The sequence below is a fragment of the Sulfuricurvum sp. genome, assembly GCF_028710345.1.
Taxonomy (GTDB): domain Bacteria; phylum Campylobacterota; class Campylobacteria; order Campylobacterales; family Sulfurimonadaceae; genus Sulfuricurvum.
In genome coordinates this window covers 83,782-106,845 of the sequence record NZ_JAQTUH010000002.1, presented here as the reverse complement: position 1 = coordinate 106,845, position 23,064 = coordinate 83,782, and the positions used below count along the sequence as shown (strand labels likewise).

19 protein-coding genes and 2 tRNA genes are annotated in these 23,064 nt (G+C 36.0%); 17 read left to right on the top strand and 4 right to left on the bottom strand.

Features of this window, described 5'->3' with window-relative positions:
* From PHC76_RS03065 to PHC76_RS03020, 10 genes are read left to right on the top strand one after another with little or no spacing between them, the layout of a single operon-like run.
* Complete coding sequence (locus PHC76_RS03065) at window positions 1-1,290, top strand: M99 family carboxypeptidase catalytic domain-containing protein (protein WP_299971575.1); 1,290 nt, start codon at window positions 1-3, stop codon at window positions 1,288-1,290.
* 8 nt (window positions 1,291-1,298) lie between these two features.
* A complete protein-coding gene (locus PHC76_RS03060; protein ID WP_300209787.1) occupies window positions 1,299-2,834 on the top strand; it encodes a hypothetical protein in 1,536 nt (511 codons plus the stop codon).
* Window positions 2,831-3,466 (top strand): hypothetical protein, encoded by a 636-nt coding sequence (locus PHC76_RS03055; RefSeq protein WP_299971571.1) that lies wholly within the window; start codon window positions 2,831-2,833, stop codon window positions 3,464-3,466. Before PHC76_RS03060 ends, PHC76_RS03055 begins: the two co-directional genes overlap by 4 nt.
* On the top strand, window positions 3,463-3,999 hold the full coding sequence (locus PHC76_RS03050) for a hypothetical protein (RefSeq protein WP_299971569.1): 537 nt from the start codon (window positions 3,463-3,465) through the stop codon (window positions 3,997-3,999). The genes PHC76_RS03055 and PHC76_RS03050 overlap by 4 nt, the downstream gene beginning before the upstream one ends.
* A gap of 9 nt (window positions 4,000-4,008) precedes the next feature.
* Window positions 4,009-5,766 (top strand): pilus (MSHA type) biogenesis protein MshL, encoded by a 1,758-nt coding sequence (mshL, locus tag PHC76_RS03045; protein ID WP_299971566.1) that lies wholly within the window; start codon window positions 4,009-4,011, stop codon window positions 5,764-5,766.
* Window positions 5,767-5,771: 5 nt separating this feature from the next.
* Window positions 5,772-6,581: an ATP-binding protein gene (locus PHC76_RS03040; RefSeq protein ID WP_299971563.1), complete on the top strand. Its 810-nt coding sequence runs from the start codon at window positions 5,772-5,774 to the stop codon at window positions 6,579-6,581.
* On the top strand, window positions 6,574-7,314 hold the full coding sequence (locus PHC76_RS03035) for a hypothetical protein (protein WP_299971560.1): 741 nt from the start codon (window positions 6,574-6,576) through the stop codon (window positions 7,312-7,314). The genes PHC76_RS03040 and PHC76_RS03035 overlap by 8 nt, the downstream gene beginning before the upstream one ends.
* Window positions 7,311-7,853: a hypothetical protein gene (locus PHC76_RS03030; RefSeq protein ID WP_299971558.1), complete on the top strand. Its 543-nt coding sequence runs from the start codon at window positions 7,311-7,313 to the stop codon at window positions 7,851-7,853. Before PHC76_RS03035 ends, PHC76_RS03030 begins: the two co-directional genes overlap by 4 nt.
* Before the next feature lie 11 nt (window positions 7,854-7,864).
* Window positions 7,865-9,601 (top strand): GspE/PulE family protein, encoded by a 1,737-nt coding sequence (locus PHC76_RS03025; RefSeq protein ID WP_299971555.1) that lies wholly within the window; start codon window positions 7,865-7,867, stop codon window positions 9,599-9,601.
* Window positions 9,598-10,845, top strand: coding sequence for a type II secretion system F family protein (locus PHC76_RS03020; RefSeq protein ID WP_299971552.1), 1,248 nt, complete (start codon window positions 9,598-9,600; stop codon window positions 10,843-10,845). The genes PHC76_RS03025 and PHC76_RS03020 overlap by 4 nt, the downstream gene beginning before the upstream one ends.
* 15 nt (window positions 10,846-10,860) lie before the next feature.
* Here the strand turns inward: PHC76_RS03020 and PHC76_RS03015 are convergent, their stop codons facing one another.
* Both PHC76_RS03015 and fliW read right to left on the bottom strand, forming a co-directional pair.
* Window positions 10,861-12,933, bottom strand: coding sequence for an ATP-dependent helicase (locus PHC76_RS03015; protein ID WP_299971549.1), 2,073 nt, complete (start codon window positions 12,931-12,933; stop codon window positions 10,861-10,863).
* A gap of 33 nt (window positions 12,934-12,966) precedes the next feature.
* Window positions 12,967-13,350, bottom strand: coding sequence for a flagellar assembly protein FliW (fliW, locus tag PHC76_RS03010; RefSeq protein ID WP_299971546.1), 384 nt, complete (start codon window positions 13,348-13,350; stop codon window positions 12,967-12,969).
* A 101-nt stretch (window positions 13,351-13,451) separates the two neighbouring features.
* Here fliW and PHC76_RS03005 point away from each other — a divergent pair, with 101 nt between their 5' ends.
* Window positions 13,452-16,070: a valine--tRNA ligase gene (locus PHC76_RS03005; protein WP_299971544.1), complete on the top strand. Its 2,619-nt coding sequence runs from the start codon at window positions 13,452-13,454 to the stop codon at window positions 16,068-16,070.
* 9 nt (window positions 16,071-16,079) lie between these two features.
* On the opposite strand, the gene PHC76_RS03000 is transcribed toward PHC76_RS03005, so the two are convergent.
* Entirely contained in the window at window positions 16,080-16,640 is a 561-nt protein-coding gene (locus tag PHC76_RS03000; RefSeq protein WP_299971541.1) for a YceI family protein, read from the bottom strand.
* Window positions 16,641-16,772: 132 nt separating this feature from the next.
* Between PHC76_RS03000 and pyrF the strand changes: the two genes are divergently transcribed.
* The 6 genes from pyrF (at window position 16,773) to PHC76_RS02970 (ending at window position 20,464) form a co-directional block, all read left to right on the top strand.
* Window positions 16,773-17,456: an orotidine-5'-phosphate decarboxylase gene (pyrF, locus tag PHC76_RS02995; RefSeq protein ID WP_299971538.1), complete on the top strand. Its 684-nt coding sequence runs from the start codon at window positions 16,773-16,775 to the stop codon at window positions 17,454-17,456.
* A gap of 60 nt (window positions 17,457-17,516) precedes the next feature.
* Window positions 17,517-17,606 (top strand) — tRNA-Ser (locus PHC76_RS02990).
* Between the two features lie 21 nt (window positions 17,607-17,627).
* Window positions 17,628-17,704 (top strand) — tRNA-Gly (locus PHC76_RS02985).
* Window positions 17,705-17,764: 60 nt separating this feature from the next.
* Entirely contained in the window at window positions 17,765-18,379 is a 615-nt protein-coding gene (locus PHC76_RS02980; RefSeq protein WP_299971535.1) for a hypothetical protein, read from the top strand.
* 255 nt (window positions 18,380-18,634) lie between these two features.
* A complete protein-coding gene (locus tag PHC76_RS02975) occupies window positions 18,635-19,240 on the top strand; it encodes a hypothetical protein (protein WP_299971532.1) in 606 nt (201 codons plus the stop codon).
* A 69-nt stretch (window positions 19,241-19,309) separates the two neighbouring features.
* Complete coding sequence (locus tag PHC76_RS02970; RefSeq protein WP_299971530.1) at window positions 19,310-20,464, top strand: hypothetical protein; 1,155 nt, start codon at window positions 19,310-19,312, stop codon at window positions 20,462-20,464.
* A gap of 244 nt (window positions 20,465-20,708) precedes the next feature.
* Here PHC76_RS02970 and PHC76_RS02965 read toward each other — a convergent pair whose 3' ends face one another.
* Window positions 20,709-23,063: a fatty acid cis/trans isomerase gene (locus PHC76_RS02965; protein WP_299971528.1), complete on the bottom strand. Its 2,355-nt coding sequence runs from the start codon at window positions 23,061-23,063 to the stop codon at window positions 20,709-20,711.
* Between the last annotated feature and the right edge of the window lies 1 nt (window position 23,064).

Sequence of the window (23,064 nt, the reverse complement as noted above, 5' to 3'; positions counted from 1 at the left end):
ATGAAATTTTTCATCTTGTTATTTTTATTATTTTTTCAATCACATGCCCTTTCATTTTCATTCATCAAACATGAATCTTCCAGTCAGGATGGCCCCACATTACTTGTTATTGGTGGAATTCACGGTAATGAACCTGGGAGTTACTTTGCTACCTCCATACTTTCGCAATACTATACCATTCAAAGTGGACATTTGTGGATTGTGCCAAACCTTAATAAACTTAGTATTGCAATGGATAATAGAGGCGTTAATGGGGATATGAACCGTAAATTTGCCGAAATTAATTCAAGCGATCCTGATTACACTGTTGTGAAAGAGATTCAAAACATTATAACTGAACCAAAAGTTGATCTCATCTTAAATTTACACGATGGGCACGGCTTTTACCGTAAAGAGTATAAAAATACTATATTCAATCCTGCTTCATGGGGACAAACATGTGTTATAGATCAAACAACTCTAGATTGCGACCATCCTTATAAAGATTTAAATAAAATAGCCTTAGCCGTTCGTGAAGAACTTAATGACGGGCTCATTGAAGATTATCATTCCTTTGATATACGAAATACTAACACCCGTTTTGATGATGAAGCCATGAAACATTCATTAACCTACTTTGCTATTAATCATAACAAACCAGCATTTGCTATAGAAACTAGTAAAAATCTTCCGACTTTACCTGAAAAAGTTTTTTATCAATTACGGGCTATTGAAGCGTATATGCGTTTTTTAGGGATCACTTATACCCGTACATTTAATTTAACAACAGAAAACCTTATAAATTTACTTAAAAAAAGCGAAACTGTTACTATTAATAACACATTTATATTAAATCTTGATAATATCAATAACAATTTAAGCTATATCCCATTACAATCTGATTTGAATCACTTTGATTTTTCCCATCCATTGGGATTGGCTGTTAAAAATAAAGATAAATTCGACCTATATATCGGGAATAAAAAAGTCACAACATTATCCCAAAGTATCCACGAAGTTGCAAAATGTGATGAAAAAATTGTTCTTGAAATCGATAAAAAACAAAAAAATGTTGTTTTTGCTACAGAATTTTTTGTAACTGCCGATTTTAAGGTTATAATACAGAACAAAGACATTCGCGTAAATATCATTGGGTACACGCCAAAAAGTGGAAATGATGAAGCTAACGCCAATGTTAGTATTGGTGATTTAGATCCGAAATATTCTATCGATCAAAACCATAAAGTTTATCGAGTTGAATTTTATCGAGGCAATCGTTTTTGTGGGATGGTTCTCGCACATTTTAAATAGGACACTAGATGAGTAAACAACAATCTTTTTCTACCATCGTATCAGCTAATCCTTATAGAAGAGATTACTATAGTAGTACTCTTAATAGCATTACAGAAATTACATCACCGTCATTTTCAAAAGAGCAATATGTTATCTCTTTTTTAAATACAAAAGGTTTTATTTCGGCACTTATAGGAATCAGTAAAAACGTTCCTGATGATGATATTTCTGATGCATTAGAAAACAAAGTATATGAAGAACTTGCATTAGATATGGCAGTAGAATATCAACTGCAATATGTTGAAGCACCAAATAGGTTAAGCGAAAGTGAGCGTTTCTTTCATGTTTTCGTTGTTGATCCACTCACTTTGGAGCAAGAATTTGCATCTACGGTGGAAGCTGTTAAATATATCGATCAAATCATACCGGTACCTCTTATACTAAAATCTCTGTATACTCAAAATATTATTGAATTAAACGGAGCACATGGATTTATCTATTTTCAAGAGAATGATGCTTTTTTCACTGTTTATAACGAACAAGAATTTATCTATACAAAATCACTTAAATATTCACTTAAACAAATGCATGAGCGTTTTTGTGAATTACTGGGAGAGCCTATTGACTTGGCATCTTTTGAAAATATTTTAAGTGAACAGGGACTAAATCCAACAAATCCAGAATATCAAAAAAATCTATTAAAACTTTTTGGTGAGATATTTCTCCATGTAAATGATGTTATTACCTATTCTAAACGTGCTTTTGAAATTAAACAATTTGAAATGATCTATATTGGCACTACCGTTGGAAAGGTAAACGGTCTAGATGAGTATACGCAAACCTATCTTGGCTTACATACACAAGCTTTCGATTTTGAATATGGATTCAGTATTGCTGGAAAGAGTATAGATCAAATTCATCAATTAATGCATTTGTACGCTCGTCTGCAATCTGATGAGCGATATGAATGTAATTTTACCATTTATCATCGCCCACCACCTTTTGCAAAGCGTGATAGTGGAAAATTGATTTTAGTAACTGCTGCTGCGCTTGCCACAGCATTACTTTATCCGGGAAGCTATTGGGGATTATCCTATGTTGAAGAGTTTCATTATGCCCTTATGAAGCAAGAGTATGAAGGTATACATATTGAAAAAACAACACGAGAAGCTACAATTAATCTTAAAACTGCAAATAAAAATGCTGCGCAAGCTCTTTTAAATGAGCAAAAAAATTCTTATAAACAAAAGCAAGACACCCTTACTCAAGTACATGATAAGAAAGTCAATTATCCTATGAAAGCTAAAATTGCTGCCGATTTCACGCAAAGTTTTAATCAATATCGTGTAAAACTACAATCATTAGGATATTCTGAAGACATAAATACCAGCGAAAAAACGTTTAATTTTATGCTTACTTCACCAAATACTCAAGATATCACAGCACTACTTAAACATTTGACAGCGACGAAACAAGATCGTTATGATTTTGATCTGCAATTAATTTCTTATGATCTAAATAGTTCCAGTTATCTTAGTGAACTTAAGGCGGTACTCAAATGACTTTTAACATAGAAAATCACCTTTATAATTTAGATCGTTCACTTTCATTAAAAAGTGAACGCGACAAGATGATGCTTTTCGTTATGATTTTTGCGGGATTGTTTGCTTTTTCCTATTTACTTTTATGGGAAGGGGCAGAAGCTGGATTTAACACTTCTCATGAAAAAGCTTCAGCAATGGAAAAAAATCTTAATACTGACAAGCAATATTTATCTGCAAACCCACCAGAGCGTATTATTCAAATTGAGCAAGAAACCAAGCAAATAGAGTTAGACCATCAACACTATATTGAATATAATGACTATATTAAGAAACAACTTGAACAAATTTCATCATTATATTATGATGAACAAATATGGGGTGCTTATTTAGATTCTATTAGTAAATACGCTAGAGCTTATAATGTAAAACTTACTAAATTTGCCAATGTACTAACAACGGACAATAGTTCTTTTGGGCATGTTTTAGATATCTCTATCTCATCAGAAGCGCCTTATAAAAATACGTTGAAATTTATCAATGCACTAGAACAAAGTTATCTCGTTGTGGATCTGCATGATATCAATATGACAAGTGGAGATAAATTAAAAAGTGATCTCAATATTTCAGTATGGGGGATTGTGCGACAATGAAATCATTAACCCTTATTTATTTACTACTATCTGCCATTTCGGCATCGGCTTCGAATTCTATTAATGCAACAATGACTGCACCTACAACAGATACTGTTACAGTTGTAGAATCAGGTAATGATAAAGAATTGCAGTGGGTTGATGAACATATTAAAGCTATTCTCCCTGCGCGTGTTGGAATATCTGATGGTTTTATCAATTCATTAATTGATCCAATGAAATATAAAATACCTGAGCGTAAGACAGGCATCGTAACAGGAGTGGGATCAACTTTACTTGCTCCTCCAAAATTAGGTAGTACTTTGCAGATACCAACCATTGTCAAAGTTGTAGAAGAACCATTAAAATTACAAGCACTGATGAATAAAGCTGCGCTTATTAATGGAAAATGGTATAGATTAAATGACGCAGTACGTAGCTATAGCCTAAGCGAGATTAAATCATCATCTGTAATGCTACGTGGCAACAAAGGTGAACCTTTAATTTTATTTCTTAGCAAAAACAACAACAATATCAAAATACAAACAAAGTAGGAAAGCACCATGAGACAAGTATTTAAACCAAATGCAAACAAACTCTTCTTATCTGTTGTAACTGCAGCATTGCTTAGTAGCTCAATGTACGCTGATTGTACTTATGAGCTATTTAATATTGCATCCGTAAAAGGGACGAGTGTTGGAGAATTTATTGATCAAATCAGTGATGAGTGTGGTATAAGTGTCGTTATAGCTGATGCTGAAGCAGAAAATATACTCAAAAAACAGATGAATAAAACATATTTAAAAAATCTTACGCTTAATGAAGTGCTTGATTTAATTGTTTCTGAAAATGATTTACAATACACATTACAAAACAATGTACTTAAAATTTCGTATTTGACAACCAAAACCTACCAACTTGATTACATTGCAACAGGTAGAAAAGGGAGTGGAAGCACCAACATAAGATTGAGTTCAAATTCTGGAGCGAGTAGCACATCTTCATCAAGTGGCACATCTTCAACAAGTAACACATCATCATCGGGTTCAAATGGTGGATCATCAGAATCAGGTACCAATATTGTTACTATTGATGAAGTTACATTTTGGGACAACTTAGAGAAAGAAGTTAAAAATCTACTCAGTCGCCCTGAAGATCAATATCAATCAACCAAAAAACTCACTAATACGGATAATAAAGACAAATCTGATACAAATGAAGACAATCATGCTATATATATTAACAAACATGCAGGATTAGTTACTGTTACCGGGACTGGAAGACAAATAAAGCGTTTAGATGCCTATATTGATGACTTGCAAAAGAAAATGCAATCTCAAGTGATGATTGATGTTAAGATGTACAGTGTTGTCTTTAACGATGGTTCGACAACCGGTATCGATTGGTCTCAAATTTATAAGCTTCAAAATTTTGAAGTAGGATTTAATAAAATCAATTTTCAGAACGTAGATACCTTTACCGGTAATAAAATTACAACCGCAACTACAGGTGATTCTGTAGAAGGTCCTCGTACTTCAGGAACCCTTGCATCTCCAACAATTCAATGGGCTCCTTTAGCAGGTGTTCGTGAAGCAGTAAATACAACTTCTAAAATGTTTACGTTGAGCAATAGTATTAGTATCAACAACCTCCTTATGTTTTTAAAAACCCAAGGGGATGTGTACTCTATCTCTAATCCAAAAATTATGACCCTTAATAATCAGCCAGCCCTTATTACTGCGGGAACAGAATTATTTTATAAAACAGTCAGTTCGTCTACTCTAGCAGGAGGCTCAACTGGAACAACATCACAAAATGAAGTTATCAGTTCAGTCTTCTCAGGTGTTTTATTGGATATTACCCCGGAGATTGCAAAAGATGGTAGTATAACTCTACGTATTAATCCTTCTGTCTCTGATGTAGCCAGTACCCTCTCAACGGATAATTCTACTCGTACTATGCCACCGGATTTAAGCCGTAGACAAATATCTTCTGTGGTTACCGTCAAAGATGGTAGTCGTGTTGTTTTAGGTGGTTTAATTAATCGGAAAACTTCAAATTCAACAACGAAAGTTCCATTTTTAGGAGATATACCAGTCGTTGGATATCTTTTCAAACAAGATGGTGTCAGCGAGAAAGTTGAAGAACTTGTTATTGTTATAGAACCTCATATCATTAAAAAAGATGGATCAAATATCGGTCTTTCTGATTTGGGCTACAGCCGTTTAACTCCAGCTATGGAAAATGATAGACTCAAGCAAAATGAGCAAATCAAAACAGATGCTACTAAAACAAAAGATATGAAAGAAAACGTTAAATAAAAAATATGGAGTCTTCCCTTTTCTCAAAACCAAAAGAGCTATTTATTGACGTAGTCAATCCACGTGATTACGTCCAAATCGATAGTGTTTCACATATGTATCAAAATTTAAAATCATCTGTACAAAAACCTCTCAAAATGATATTACTTTATGGGAAACCGGGTACCGGTAAAAGTATGCTTCTTCATAAATTAAATCATGATCTCTCTAAACATCAAAAAGTATTTATGATCGATATCCCTATTATAGATGAAGATGATTTTTTAAGGGTTCTTGCTAGTAAGATTTATGGATATGTGAACAGAGATGCAATTACACTAACCTATTTTTTAGAGTTAGCATCTGCAGTTAATTATCCTCAAACACCTATTGTATTACTCGATGAAGCGCAACTTTACAGTTCATCTTTGATGGAAAAGATACGCCTTATCTCTGATGCGCGTGCTTTAAAATTTGTTATTACTTTACATAAGACAGAAGATGAAGATATTATTGCAAAAGAGCATTTTCAAACACGTATTTGGGAAAGTATAGAACTACAAAATGCAACTCCTGAAGAACTTAAAATTTATATTCAAAAAAAACTTCTTAAATCAAACTGTTTTGATGTAGCGAATATGATAAACGACAAAAATATTAAATTGATTGCTAAATTAACCAAAGGCAATTATCGTGATGCAAATAAATTAATGTTTTCTCTCTTTAGCTTATATGAGTGGTATGAAGAACACAACCCGTCAAAAATAAAATATAATGCCTTAAAATCGCAATGGATAGAGATGGCAGCAATCCATACAGGACTTATCCATGCTTGATACCCACACACTAGAACGACGTTGGCTAAAATATAAATTTAAACATTATCTACCTCACATTATAATTTCTATATTAAGCGCCATTTCTATAATTATATTTTTTTTATTTTCAACTTCCAGTTCAGATAAAAAACAACCTCAAGTTATAATTACAAAACCAAAAGTAACTAAAATTGCAATAAAGCCCGTTGAAACAAAACCAAATGACAATATGATCCTTGAACCCTCTATGCAATTTATTGAATCTATATCTCCTGATATAAAAGAAGCACCTATTCCTCAACCAGTAGCTGCAGTAAATACAAAAAAAGTGAATGTGCAACAAAAAGTTTTTACACCTGTAGTAACAACACCTGTTCCTCAAAACACTATTATTTCCCCACCACCAGTAAAACCTTTACTTTCTCCAGCATCTATAAAACGAGATACTGCAACCTTTGATGTGCATGAAATTGAAGAACGTTTTAAAAATAATTCAAATCCTCATTTAGGTCTCTATATTGCTCGATATCACTATGATCATGGAAATTACAACGAAGCATATAATTACGCCTTAAAAACCAACGCTATTGACAGTTCAATTGAAGAGAGTTGGCTTATATTTTCAAAATCATTAGTCAAACTTGGTAAAAGTGATCAAGCAAAAAAAACGCTACAACTTTATGTATCTCAAACAAATTCAGAAAATGCCAAGTCTTTACTTGATTCACTCAATAAGGACAATTCAAAATGATCCGTTTTGTCTTACTCTGTTATTTTCTCTCTTTAAACCTACATGCTGATACATCATCACAAATGTTTCAACTGTATCAAAAAGGTGACTACGCAGCTTCCTGCAATATTGGTTTCCAACATTTAAAGCAATTAGAATTCAATGAAGCCTATACCTCTTTATATGCATTTTCATGTCTAAAAGCAGATCAAATTGATCGTCTTAATGATCCAATAATGATTCTAAATCAAACCAGAGAAGCACGTGCTAACGCTTCATTTTTTTCTTTAATTGTCTTACAAAAAAAACTACTTACCCAAGCCTTATTTGATAATTACCCAATTAAAACTCTTAAATTACCCACAAGCTCTCATCTACTTTCAAAATTATTTAACTTCTACCAAAATAACCCTCAACCACAAAGTACAGTCAAAGAATATATAGATTCAATAAATCCTAGAATATCGTATAAACTCTATTCTATCGAAATTACAGGAAGAAAAACGATTGCAATTGATGAATACTATGATAAAATATTAACATTACACCATGTATATTAAGGAAAGTTGAGATGGATAGAATAACGCAAGATTTATTAGAAAAGCGTCATATCACTCAACAACAAATTGATCGCCTCCTTTCACGAGGAGTACAGAATGATACTATTCTCGAAACATTGACAAAAGTAGGAGTTGTTTCTCTTAATTTTGTCAAACGATTCGTTGTTGAACAAATACGACTTGGGATATATGAACTCTCAATTATTAAAAATTACCATTTTTTGGATGAATCTTCTATATTATCGTATTTGGCAGAAGTTCTTGAACTTCCTTATGTAGACTTAGATTCTATTGATATGGATTATAAACTTGTAGATAAAATTCCTACAGCTCAATTAAAACGATATAACGCATTACCTATTTTTCAAGATGACATGTATATTACTATTGCTTTTGCAGATCCACTCAATATTGAGGCACAAGAATCTCTGCAACGTCTTTTTCCTCGTAAATCTTTAAAAGTCGCCGTTGCTACCGAAAAACAGATTCAAGCTTACCTCTTTAAAATTGAGCTCAAAGATAGTGTTAAAGAACTTGTCAATAACATACGTAGTGAGTTACGAAATATTGGAACGATTGAAGAGCAACAAGAAGCCTCTTCTATTTTACAGCTTATTGACGTTATTTTAAAAGCGTGTATAAAAGGACGCTCCAGTGATATCCATATTGAGCCAACCGAAAAAAACTGTGTCGTTCGAGGTCGAATCGATGGAAAACTCAGTGAAATTTTTATTTTTGATCGTGATATTTATCCTCCACTTGCATCTCGCATTAAACTCTTAGCAAATCTCGATATTGCCGAACGCAGAAAACCTCAAGACGGTCGTTTTTCAGCCATGGTTATGGACGCTGAGTTTGATTTTCGTATCTCAACCCTCCCTATTTTATATGGGGAATCGATAGTAATGCGTATTTTGGATAAAACCAAAGCACTCGTCAAACTTGAAGATTCTGGAATGGATTCTGCAAGTTACCAAAAGCTTATTAAATCGCTTGAATCCCCTTTTGGAATCATTTTGGTTACCGGACCTACCGGAAGTGGTAAGACCACCACACTATATGGAGCACTTAATGAACTCCGTAACGTAGAGGATAAAGTAATCACCGTAGAAGATCCGGTAGAGTATCGGATGAACCTGATTCAACAAGTACAAGTGAATGCTAAAGTAGGACTCTCTTTTGCCGATGCGCTTCGCTCAATCCTCCGTCAAGACCCCGATAAAATCATGATTGGGGAGATACGTGACCATGAGACACTTGAAATTGCTATTAAAGCTGCCCTTACTGGTCACCTAGTAATCTCAACATTGCATACCAATGATGCTATAAGTGCAATACCTCGTATGTCCGACATGGGAATCGAACCGTATCTCATAAGCGGTGCTCTCGTAGCGATACAAGCTCAACGCCTTGTACGTCGTATTTGTAAATATTGTAAAAAAGAGGCCGATATTCCTTTATTATTAAAAGAAGAATACAGTGCATATATCCCCAATGGAACTATTTTTTATCAAGGAATTGGATGTAAAGAGTGTAATGGTTCGGGGTATATGGGACGTGAAATGATATGTGAAGTACTCCCCATTAGCGAAGAACTTTCAAGCTTGATTGCTCGAGGAGGATCTAAAGAGGAAATTTTCAAGCAAGCCAAACAAGAAGGATTTGTCGGTATGTTTGAAAATGGCATGGCAAAAGCGGTACAAGGTGTCACCACCATAGATGAAATACTAAGGGTAGCAAAAGGATGAAATACTTTATCGTAACCGTTCTCTCTAAAGGAAAAAAGAGTGAATATGGCTTTTATGCAGAACATAAAAAAGAGGCTCAGTACTTAGCAAAAATAAAATTCACAGGGATGGTTTTAAAAGCGGTAGAATCTTCTCCTCCGCTAGAAGATCAGTTTAAAAAGTTCAAAGAGACATTTTTATCCAATATTAAAAAAAGAAAACTCAAACAGGATTCTCTAATTGCAGCAATTCGACAACTTGCAGTTATGGCAAATGCTGGTATCTCAATCCATGACTCTCTTCATGAGATCACAGAAGCCACGACGGATAAAACATTACAAATAGTTCTTGGAACAATGGCAGAAGATATCAATGCCGGACATAGTTTGTCTAAATCTGCAAGTAAATTTACGTATGAATTAGGTACCCTTAGTATTGCAATGATTGAATTAGGGGAAAAAACAGGGAATATGGCTGATGCTTTACATAAGCTAGCAGATATGTTGGAAGAAATTCGTCGTAATATCATCAAATTTAAAAAAGCGATGGCCTATCCACGTAACGTTATGATAGCTATGGCAGTTGCATTTACTATCCTTATTTCATATGTTGTTCCTCAATTCAAGGCGATATTTGAGCAATTACATGCAGAACTACCACTTCCAACGAAAATTCTCCTCTTTTTAGAACACCTTTTTAATACCTATGGTTTATATGTCCTTGGAGCGATAGTCGTCTTTATTTTTGTATTTAGATATATGCTTGACCATAATCGTGAATTTCGATATAAATGGCACCAGTTTTTGCTCAAAACCTACCTTATCAAAAATATCATCATGTTTGCAACTTTAAATCGTTTTACGTTGGTTTTCTCAGAACTCGTCCGAGCAGGTATCCCTATTGCAGAAGCACTTGAGACCTCTACTGCGATGATTGACAGTTTACCATTGCAAGAAAAATTGCTTACAGTCCGTACAACCGTTGAACGAGGAGGATCCCTGCACGCAGGATTAGTAGAGACAAAACTATTTGAAAATATGATTATCCAGATGGTTTCTGCGGGAGAATCGAGCGGTCAACTTGATGCGATGATGCAAAAAGTAATGGAATACTATAAAATGAGATTTGATGCAATCATTGATGGCCTTTCAGAAGCAGTGGAGCCTATCATGCTCTTCTTAATTGCAGGGATGGTAATCTTATTAGCACTCGGTATCTTCTTACCAATGTGGAGTATGGGGAACGCTGTTAACGGTCGTAAATAAAACGACCTTAACCGATTATTCAACCGATCCTTTGTTAACAAGGGCGGTATAAAGTTCGTCTTTAGGAATCAATCCTGTTTCAAATAAAAATTGAGACGGGACAAAATTACTTTTCTTAATCTTGTCGTATTTTGCGTAACTTAAAAACAGATGATCTTTTGCACGGGTTACCGCGACATAAAACAATCGTCTCTCTTCTTCAATACTACCGCTTCGAGACATCAGTTTTCGATTTGGAAATCGTCCATCCATCAAATCAATAACATACACTTCTTTGTATTCTAGCCCCTTGGATGCATGAATGCTTAGTAAATGTACCCCTTCACCTTGTGTTAAATCTTGAGAGCCTAAAATCATTGCGTTTAAAAAACGTTCATGCTCTTTATAAGGCTTTGAGAGTTCAAACAGTAAAGTACATTTCCGACGGATTTTATCTCCCGATTCCGCTTTTACCCGCTCATCAACGGAACCGTTTTCGCTCATGGCACGTCGATGGGACAAATGCTCTATGACATGGCCGTAAAGATTAGAGAGGGCAATCTTTTGTACCGCCTCTTTAGGAGATTTTGCCTCTTTGAGTTTACGAAATAACATAAATAAATCGTGTAAAAAAGTGGCTGACTCTTTGGAAAGTTTTGAGTGTTTTAAGATAGGGTTTCCCATAAAATTCGGATCGAGTCCTAGTTTAGCAAACCGACCTGCACTTCCTAATTCTGCATAATCATCAAACAACCCTAGTTGGTGATTTAGTTTTCGTTTTTCAAAAGGATTTGAAATCGATGTATCAGGGGTATAGAGTCCTCGAAAAAAAGAGCCATTTCCTAGCTTTTGAAGTGCAACAAAGAGCTCTTTTGCTACCGCACTTCCAACACCTTTAGCAAAATCAAAAAGGTGGATAAATGCCATCATATCTGACTCATTGACAAGTAGTGTATAGATATCCAGCAATGCTTTAATCTCTTTGGAATCAAAAAAACTCGTTCCGCCACGTCTACGACACGCGATCCCCATTTCCCGTAACGTCGCTTCAATCCCATCAGCAGATGCATTGTTACGGAAAATCACCGCTATCTCATCGCGTGCGATGGAAGAATCTCCAATAAGACGGGCAATGCCATGATATTGATCAAAAAGTTCTTCGTACACAATCAAAGCAGGTGATTTCGCTTCACCCGTACGGGTTACTTCGAGTGCTTTGGGATAGATACGTTCATTATACGAAATAACGGTATTGGCTAAAGAGAGAATGGGGACGGTTGAGCGATAATTTTTGGTTAGAGTATGCACTTGTGCATCACTAAATGTTTTATCAAACGATCCGATAATGGAAATATCCGCACCGTTAAAAGCATAAATACTCTGATCATAGTCTCCAACACAAAAAAGTGACGGAGGGTTCATGGCACCTACTAATGTCCCTTGCAATGCATTAGTGTCTTGATATTCATCAATCAATACCTCTTTATACCCTAGATCATTTTGTGATGCTAAATAGCGCATTTGGAGTAATAGATCATTAAAATTGACAAAACCATACTCTTTTTTGAGGGATTCAAATTCATCAATGATGTCACCATAGATCATGGCATACACTGCATGTTCATCTTGGCGTGCTTTAATCCACTCTTCAAAATTCATAGTAAGTTCAGTATTTTGATAAAAGGAGTAGACATCGTAAAGGTAATTGGCGCCATACGCAGGAGTTGCATTATCAAGATGAGAGAACGTCCGTTTTTCATAGACACTACGAAAAAGGGTTTTCAATTCGCGAGGTTGTTTTAAAACAACCCTCCCCTCTTTACGTTTGAGCCATCGATAACTTACCGCATGAAATGTCCCTGCATCGATTTTAGAAGCAATTTCCCGCCCAAAAAAGGCCGCAACACGATCCACCATCTCTTGCGCTGCTTTGTTAGTAAAGGTCAATAATAAAATCTCTTCGGGTTTAATATTTTGAGAGAGAAGATAGGCAATACGTCCCACTATCGTCGATGTTTTACCTGTACCGGCAGATGCGATAATAAGATTGTGTCCATACGCAGCTGTGGCAGCACTGTATTGTTGTTCGTTGAGGCGCGAAAGTGGCAAGAGGCTCCTTAAAGCCCCTAGGAAGGAGCTAAATTATACTTTAAAATTTTTGATCGGTTCGGCTAAACCTAAATCCGGATGAGTCACGGCATCTAATACCGCTTGGGCCATAGTCCCATTCTCTTGATTGAAAATTAATGGTGCAAGGAAGTTAATACACGATTCATCGAGTGGGTCTTGAATAATGACGATATTATATACAAGCAGCTTTGAATTCTCATTAATGTCAAGCAAAATACGGATAGGAGTAGGAACATCAAACGAATATTCTCGTAAACTATACGGATTCACGACCGTAAATCCAATATTAGATTCATCACAACTTTTTAACGTTGAAAACATCTCATCGATTTCATTCAATTCAACCTTCGTGATATTTTCAAATCCTAAAATCACCGATTTTACGTCGTACTGCATCTTTTTCCCTTTTAGCGCTAAAGTAGTAAACTAAAGCAAAATTCATTCCTCTAAGTTTTTGGTATAATTCGCCCATAATTTACCTATTTAAGGCTCTTACTATGTCCGCAACCCATTATGACCCAAAAAATATTGAAGAGAACTACTATCCCATCTGGGAAAATCGGGGTTATTTCGAAATAGACGGAAATAAATCAATTGCAAAGCCAGATAAACATTTTGCCATCATGATGCCTCCGCCAAACGTCACGGGACGACTCCATATCGGACACTCTCTCACCTTTACCCTCCAAGACATCATCGTCCGTTACAAACGGATGGATGGCTACATGACCCTCTGGCAACCGGGAACCGATCACGCGGGGATTGCTACCCAAAACGTCGTGGAAAAACAGCTTCTCGCCGAGGGGAAAACCAAAGAGGAACTCGGACGAGATGCATTCTTAGAGCGCGTTTGGGCTTGGAAAGAGGAGAGCGGCGGAATCATGGTGGGACAGCTCCGAAAACTCGGTGTCTCTCCCGCATGGAGCCGTGAGCGCTTTACGATGGATGAGGGGCTAAAATCCTCTGTCAAAGAGGCATTTGTCCACCTCTACAACCAAAACCTCATCGTTCGCGGAAACTATATGGTCAACTGGTGTACTCATGACGGCGCATTGAGTGATATCGAGGTAGAGCACGAAGAGCACCAAGGGAACTTCTACCACATGCGTTACCCGTTCAGTGATGGAAGCGGTCATATCGTGGTTGCGACTACCCGCCCTGAGACTTATTTCGGCGACACTGCGATCATGGTACACCCGGATGATGAGCGTTACCTCAACCTCATCGGGAAAAGCGTCACCTTGCCGCTTATCAACCGTGATATCAAAATCATCGCCGACAGCCATGTTGATCGTGAATTCGGAACAGGGGTTGTTAAAGTCACCCCAGCCCACGACACGAACGACTACGAAGTAGGAAAACGTCACGATCTCGAATTCATCACCGTATTCGATGAAAAAGGGATGTTGAATCACCACGCAGGCGAATTTGAAGGATTAGAGCGTCTCGAAGCCCGTGCAGTCATCGTCAAACGTTTAGAAGAGGCTGGATTTATTGAGAAAATCGAAGAACACACCCACCAAGTAGGGCATTGTTACCGCTGTAAAAATATTGTAGAGCCGTACATCTCTAAACAATGGTTCGTTCGCAAAGAAGTAGCACGCGGTTCCATCGATAAAACCAATGAGGGGCTAACCCAATTCTTCCCTCCGCACTGGATCAACAGCTACAACGCATGGATGGGTGAACTGCGCGACTGGTGTATCTCTCGCCAACTGTGGTGGGGACACCGTATCCCCGTTTTTTACTGCGACGAGTGTAACCATGAGTGGGCAAGTTTGGAAGAAGCCCCGTCTTCGTGCCCTCATTGTGCAAGTAAAAACTTCACCCAAGACCCTGACGTCCTCGATACATGGTTCAGCTCTGCTCTCTGGCCGTTCTCGACTCTCGGATGGGGGAATGGTGATACCGCACAAGATCAACTCTTCCAAAGCGAAGATATGGCTCGATTTTATCCGAATACCCTTCTTATTACGGGATTTGATATCCTTTTCTTTTGGGTAGCCCGTATGATGATGATGGGAGAAAGTTTCACGGGAGAATTGCCGTTTAACCACATCTACCTCCACGCATTGGTGCGCGATGAAAACGGTCAAAAAATGTCCAAATCGAAAGGGAACGTTATCGATCCGCTCGACATGGTTGAAAAATACAGTGCCGATGCCCTCCGCTTTACGTTGGCCGTCCTTGCTGCTCAAGGACGCGATATCCGCCTCAGTAACGACCGATTGGAACAAAGCCGTAACTTTACCAACAAACTTTTCAACGCTTCCAAATTCCTCCAAATGAATGTTCCGACATTTAAAGATTTGGCGGATCAAGAGATCACCACTCCATTGGGTCGTTATATGCTCTCTCGCTTTCATCGTGCAACAGCTGAGACGAGAGCGTTCTTGGACGAATACCGCTTTAACGATGCGGCTACGGTACTCTATCGCTTCTTATGGAACGAGTTCTGTGACTGGGGTATCGAGCTGGGCAAAGCGTCCAAAGAGAGCGTTGATGAGCTGGGAAGTATCTTCAAAGAGTCGATGAAACTACTCCACCCGTTTATGCCATTCATCACCGAGTACCTCTACCATGAACTCTCAGGGACAACGCTTGAAGAGGGTAACTCCATCATGATTATGGCATACCCTGAAAATATCGAGATAGATGAGGCGATTGAAGCAGAGTTCGCGATCATCATGGATGCCATCGTCACGATCCGTCGTGCCAAAACCCTCGTCGATCTCGGCAACCAAAAAATCGATTTTGCCTACCTCAAATGCGCTGGCGATCAAGCGATGATGGCACCGTTTATCGTCCGCTTGGCAAAAGTGGAGACTCTCCACTTCACCGACACAAAAATCGATAATGCAATCAGCGATATCGGAGATAGCGTCGAAGTATACTTGCCAACCGATGCGATTGATTTAAGCCCAATTATCGACCGACTTACCAAACAGCGTGAAAAACTTCAAAAAGAGGTAGATAAATTACGTGGAATGCTCTCTAACGAGCGTTTTGTAGCGAATGCACCTGAAGCCGTTATTACCGAAAATCGTAATGGTCTTGCCGATGCAGAAGATAAGATTACTAAAATAGATGCTCAATTAGCATCACTGCAAGGGTAAGCGCAGAACTTAATCTGCTACCCCTTCAATCTCGATGGTGATTTTAACATCATCACCGACAACCACACCGCCTGCCTCAATCGCTTTGTTCCAGTTCAACCCAAAATCCTTTCGATTGACCACTCCATTCAATACAAAACCAGAACGTTTGTTACCCCATGGATCGGTAATTTCTCCACCCATATCCATCGTCATGGTTACCGCTTTAGTAATACCATGTATAGTGAGATTTCCGGTAACCTTTTTCCCTTTTTGTGATGTCATGGCAAACGTCATTTCTGGGTAAGTAGCAACATCAAAGAAATCAGCACTGCGAAGGTGATCATCACGCTTTTGTATTCCGGTATCAACGGTTGTCGTTTTAACCGTACCACTTAATGATTTCAATTTACCTTTTTCCAAATCATACGATCCACTAAAACCGCTAAAGTTTCCACTTACCGTACTAATCATCATGTGTTTAACTTTAAAACCAACACTGGAGTGAGAGACATCGACCGAGTAAGGTGCTGCGAAAAGAGCGCTTCCACTCACTAGTATTCCAGCCAATATGACGGCTAATTTATTCATTTTATCCCCTTTTATTTCTAAAATATCAGGGACTATTGTATAGTCTTTTTTAAAACGATTTCTTAACACTACGTTAATGAGAAAAAAACTTAAGCTTTGTTATACTTTTGAATCATTTTTCAAAGGTTTTATATGCAATTGTGTGTCGCACTTGATCTCCCTTCTCAAGATGAGAACCTAGCCCTTATCGAAAAACTTAAAACCTATCCTATTTGGCTCAAAGTGGGTCTACGCGCCTATATCCGTGACGGTAAACCTTTTATCGATGCTATCAAATCCATTAATCCCGAATTCAAAATCTTTTTGGACCTTAAACTCTACGACATCCCTAACACAATGGCAGATGCTGCTGAATCAATTATGGGATTGGGTGTCGATATGTTTAATGTTCACGCTTCTGCGGGGCGTAAAGCGATGAGGGAAGTGATGAAGCGGCTTGAGCCCTATGAAAACCGTCCTCTCGTCCTCGCAGTCACTGCCCTCACCTCATTCGAAGAGGGAGAATTTAGCCACGTATATGAAAAATCTATCGCTACCAAAGCCGATCAATTTGCTGAGGATGCTCATGAAGCTGGACTTGATGGAGTGGTGTGCAGTGCTTACGAGAGTGCTTCGATTAAATCCTTAACATCCGATACATTTATCACCCTTACCCCCGGTATTCGACCGTTTGGTGAAGATGCAGGGGATCAAGAGCGGGTAGCAACGATAGAAATAGCCCATAATGAGAAAGTAAACTTTATCGTCGTCGGTCGCCCCATCTATAAAGCTGCTAATCCTGCCGAAGTGGTTGAAAAAATTCTAAAATCATTATAACCAGTACTTTAAGGTACTTGTTATCTACTCCTGCGTATAATTACGCCTCTTCAATACGAAGGACGAGTAGGAAAGCGGCTGAATCCACCTCCCTGCTAAGGAGACGTACTGGCAACGGTACCGAGAGTTCGAATCTCTCCTCGTCCGCCACTTTCATGTTTATTTTTATACGCGGGAATAGCTCAGTTGGCTAGAGCGTCAGCCTTCCAAGCTGAATGTCGCGAGTTCGAGTCTCGTTTCCCGCTCCACCTTTTTATTTACTTGCCCATTTATTATTTTTTTATAAAGCAAAGGTTTCAGGATTATTAATGGAAAAAAAAGAGATTGAAAAATATTGTGACTCAATGGAAGAAATCAAAAAAAGGATGAAAACAATAGTAAATTTTTCATTGCTTCTTGATAATACTATGTTTAACGCAACAACTATTGAATCAATGGCGTTACAATTTAGAAAAATATTAGAACTTATCGCATTCTCTTCACTAATTGCCAACAAACGCACATATTCAAAACAATATGAAAATTTTGCAAAACATTGGAATGCAAAAAACCTTTTAAAAGATTTAGAAAAAATTAATCCAAATTTTTATCCAAATCCAATTTTTGAAGAATTTGTTAATCAAGAAGATTTAACATCTATACTTCATGATAAAAATGAAGGATATCTAACAAAAAAAAGATTCGAACTCATATATGAAAAATGCGGAGCAATCCTGCATGCTGAGAATCCATATGGTCGAAAAATTGACTATAGCTATTATAGAGAAAACATGCATAAATGGTACAGTGAAATTATGAATTTACTTAACTCACATCAAATTAGGCTTTTAGATGACCAAATTATGTATATTATTCATATGAAAGAAGATGGAGATGACTTAATTCATTATTATCAATTTGAAAAACAAAAAGATACTAAATAATAACTCTTGAGACATCTTCAGAGTTGCCAGAATTAGATTTCTTATAAAATTAAGTTTCAAGTCACTTATGTACTTTTAAATAAAAAGGTCACAACTGCTAGGAGGTCATTCCAGCATTAGTTGAGAATTAATGTGCCATAAAACTACAACAATTCCATCCGTTGTTATGATTAGCTTATTTTTGAGAAATATCAAGATACAATAAGTATAAATTTTTTATTAACTGTATTTAATGATAAGTAGGAAGTTATTTTAATGCAAATGAATGATATTTGGTCTCTTTTTTTTATTCTTTATTGCGTCTTAGCAATCGGAAGTTTTCTACCTGTATTTTGTGCGATTATAAAGCGAGTAAAATTAAATCCTGGTGGAAAATCTTTCGAAGAATCTTTGCATTTTAGCGAAAATGAAAAATTTATGCTTAGCCAACACTATTCAAGAATACATGGCACATTGATTTTTTGGAAGAATGAATCAGAAAAATATAGAAGATTTCACATATATACTCTTTTTTGGACCATTCCTTCTTCCGTATTAATTCCACTAATTACGCAATTTATTGAACCCAATAATTTCTCTAAAGAATTTTTAACTCTCATTTCAACATTCACTGCAATTTTATTAGCTTTTCATAGAGGACTTAAAATTGAAGACAATTATAAATCATTTAGACATGGTGAATCAGAGTTTTATGATACCTATCGGCGTTTACTTGATAGACCAGAAAGTTTTGGCAAAGATAGTACAGAGCAAATAAGTAACTATTACCAAGAAGTTGAACAGATCCGTCGCTTTGTTCGTAAAGCTGAAACTGATAATTTAGCAACGGCAGATGATAAAATAAGTAAAAAAAATATTTAAAGATAAAAGGATTTTAATGTCAATAATAATTAATTATTTTATTGCTAAAACAATTTGTGAATCTTATACATGACAATTGAACGTGATTTATCAATATATGATGATAAAATCCTAAAAAATATCCAAACATATTTAACTTTTAATGGTGACTTTAAAAGTTTTCAAGAGTTTTTATTAGTACAAGACATAGAACTAATCTCTGATATGTCACAATTTTTAATTTTTTATGACGATAAGAAAAAAATTGTTCATGCAAAATATATAAAACTGCTTTCTAAACAAAAGAAAATTTTGAATTTTGGCTGCAATATTTTCAAATGGATTTTATATACACCGTTTTTTTTAAAAGATACTTATAATCGAGAAAAACATGGTGTTACTAATCAGTATGAGACATTAAATAAAGAAAATATTACAAATATTTTTAAGATAGATGAAACTGTTAAAATCATTCTTATTGAAATTCCTAAAGATAAAAAACAAGCAATTCGAGAGCTCAAAGAAACACTTGAATGTTTTATAAATATCGATAATTTGAAATATGAAATATATATTAAAGAAAATTTAGGTTCTTTCACAGGAACTAAAATCCTTTTAACCACATATTCTTCCATTCTTGTTGCATCTATACTATTAATTCTACACACCATACCATACAGCTTAATTAATGATAGTGAAATCCTTTTATCAATTAAAATATTTATTGCAATATTCTTATCAATTTTTTCTATTTTTGCCGTAATCACATTTTTGATGATTTATGCTGATTCTAAATCAAAAAACAGTTATTCAAAACATAATTTATTGTCTGTTTTGAAAAAAACTGCTGTTCTTCTTTTAATAATATACGCTACTTCCTCAATTATTGCTGGCGCAAACAATAACAAGAATAGAAAAATTTTCCCAATTCAAAATATGGTTGCAGATTTTTACATAGACAATAAAACTTCTCTTGTTTATGACAAATATTTACAAAAACCTATTATTTTTTTAGGTATTAAGGATGGTGTATATTATTATTATGATATATTTCAAACAAATAGTCTAAAAGATTTAAATGTGACGGATGAAGCAGAAAAGAGTAGGCAAATAAAACTTTTGATATTAAATATATATGAAGAAAATACTACAAAACTTTTTCAAGATACATGGAAAATTGAAAAATTAACAAATATAAATTTTGACTACAATAACACTCTAATAATACAAAAAATGTTGCAATAATCATAAAGCCATAAATTAAAGCTAAAAAGAGAGCATTAAATACTTTACTATGAATATAAGGCTTACTAATATTTATGTAAGTACTAATATCCCTTAATCGCTATTATATGTAGAAATATTTTCATCATTTAAAAAGTCTACTGAATAATTTTCATTTGAAACATAAATATAAACTTTTTCTATAACACATTCAAATGTAATATCACCTGCGTAATCCTATTACATCATTGATAATAGCTTTTTCTTACAATGAATTTCTAAGTTCCATTAATCTCGTTACCAAGCTCTCTTCTTCGGTTGCTTTATTGTAATAACGGTTTAAATCGTATAGCCCTGATTCTATCGGTTCACTTTTATTAAAATTCTTTTGAAATGCATCAAACACTTCCCAAAAATGCTCATTTGTCCGATTAACTCCATATTTATTTAATTTTGCTTTATAGAGCTCCGAACCATCATAATTTTGCAATAAATCAAAAAGATCAGGGAGTTGTGAAAAATCGACGTCGATAAAATAGTTAGGGTAAGAAGCAACACTCTCAGCAAAAAAATCTATCGTATCTTTGCTGGGGTCTAATTGACTTGACTCTTTGAAGATTGTATTTACACTGTTATGCCAACGATTAATCACCATAGATACAAATCGATCACCTATAGGGGTATTTCGGATGCGGATATAAACTACATCCACCCCAAATTCATTCACTTTTCGGATAAAACCTGTCCCTGGCGCGGTTAATGCTCTAAAGCCTTGCATGTAATCGGCTTTTGTTTTAAATACTGTAGGCATTTTAGGGTGCTCGTCGTGAGCTCTAAAATAGTTAAGAGTATCAAACGCAATATTTGTAGAGGGTAATATATACTGTTCAACTACTTTTTCAATCAATTCACGTTTTGGATCACCGCTTGTGTATTCAAAAGAAGTATCAAATTTTCCCTGAAAACGTTCAAAATATTTTGGATCAATCGTATCACTCAAATACCATGATGAGATAAGAGAATAACGTACATTTCGTGGAAGATAATGGATAAAATTTAACTCACCATCCTCACGTATAGAGTCCATAAATCGACGAATATTAGTTTGATGGGCAATATTTCCAAAAACATCAAATCCTGCAGCAAGGGCATAATAGGTTCGTTCAAACTGAGCATAATCCATTACCCATGCTGTTTTCGGGTATTCCCCTTTTACTCCACGATGAACCGATGCGCTATCAAAATGGCGATAGACCGTTAAGAGTGGGGCATCCACCGATCTCTCACCTCTCCATATCGATTCTAGCGGTAACCCTTTGGGATAATATTTATCATATAACGCTGTTTTCGCCGCATAATACTCCTCATAGCGATTAATATATTTGTTGGTATAAATGTTCCATACCTTCATATCACTTCCCGCTTCATTGGGAATCGATAAATTTTCTTGTTGCTCGCGATAAAACTCAGGATACTTTACCCCTAAATCGTATTTCGGATCCATAAACATAACCCAAAAATGATCTTCTATAACATTGAGAGCTAATTGCCCTTTACATACGGGACCTCGTATAAATGTATCTACAATATACTGAGAGTGATCAAGCAAAAATTTGTACCGTGACTCTGCCGGAATTTGGGCATATGCAATTAAGGGATTAGCACTGATTATAGGGTCAAAGGAGAGTAAATGAGGCGTTTCAACCCATTTTGGTGCTATAAAAAGCTCATTGTATCGTTCTAAACGTTCATCATCCAGTAATACAACCATATGGGTTTTATGGGTAATAGTAGCATGAATTTTACGAAACCGATAGTAAACATATTCAGATTTTGGATCATCATAGGGACGAACAGTAGAGATTACACTAATAGGTTCACCGGATGGTGTTGAAGATCGCACCAATTCAAAAAATTCTCGTCCGCTGCTTGTCCCAAACCGAATATGTGCTAAGAAAAAATGTTCATACAAATAACGGGCGGTAACTTGATGTTTTGGATCTTGCTGATTTAAAAAAACTTCCCATTTTCGTATATTTTTTGAAGCGCTAAGGGAAGGGGTAATAAGTGATAATTGTTCTTTTTGGCTTGGTCCTTTTGCCCCTTGAGCTAACCAGCGCGTCATAGTCTCATACTCATTTTTTTTGAGAGGTGGAAATCCATAGGGCATTCCCCAGTTGGGATGTTTTCTCTTATAACTCTCTAATTCTTCTTTATTGTTAACACAAGTAATATCTTCAGCTTCGGCAAAATAGCTCCCTTTAGAATCGGGATGGAGTTTTTTCAAATCCAACATCCCTTGTAAAATGGATTGATTAGAGTCATTGGTTACACTAAAAAAATCTTTTGATCGCCATTGTTCCGTTGTGTTTGCATCCATAAAAAGACGGGTAGGATCTTGTGCTCTTAAGCGGGTTGCCATATAAACGGCTTTTTTGCTTCCACCGCGATCTATCCCTTCAAAAGCCTCCATTTTAAGCTGACAGGGGGCGTTATAACACGAGTGACATACGGCACACCGTTTTTCTAAAATGGGATGAATATCTTTAAGATACGAGAGGGTAGATGCGGATAGAGAAGAGATAGCAAAAAGAAAATAAAGTACTGTTTTAAAGAACATT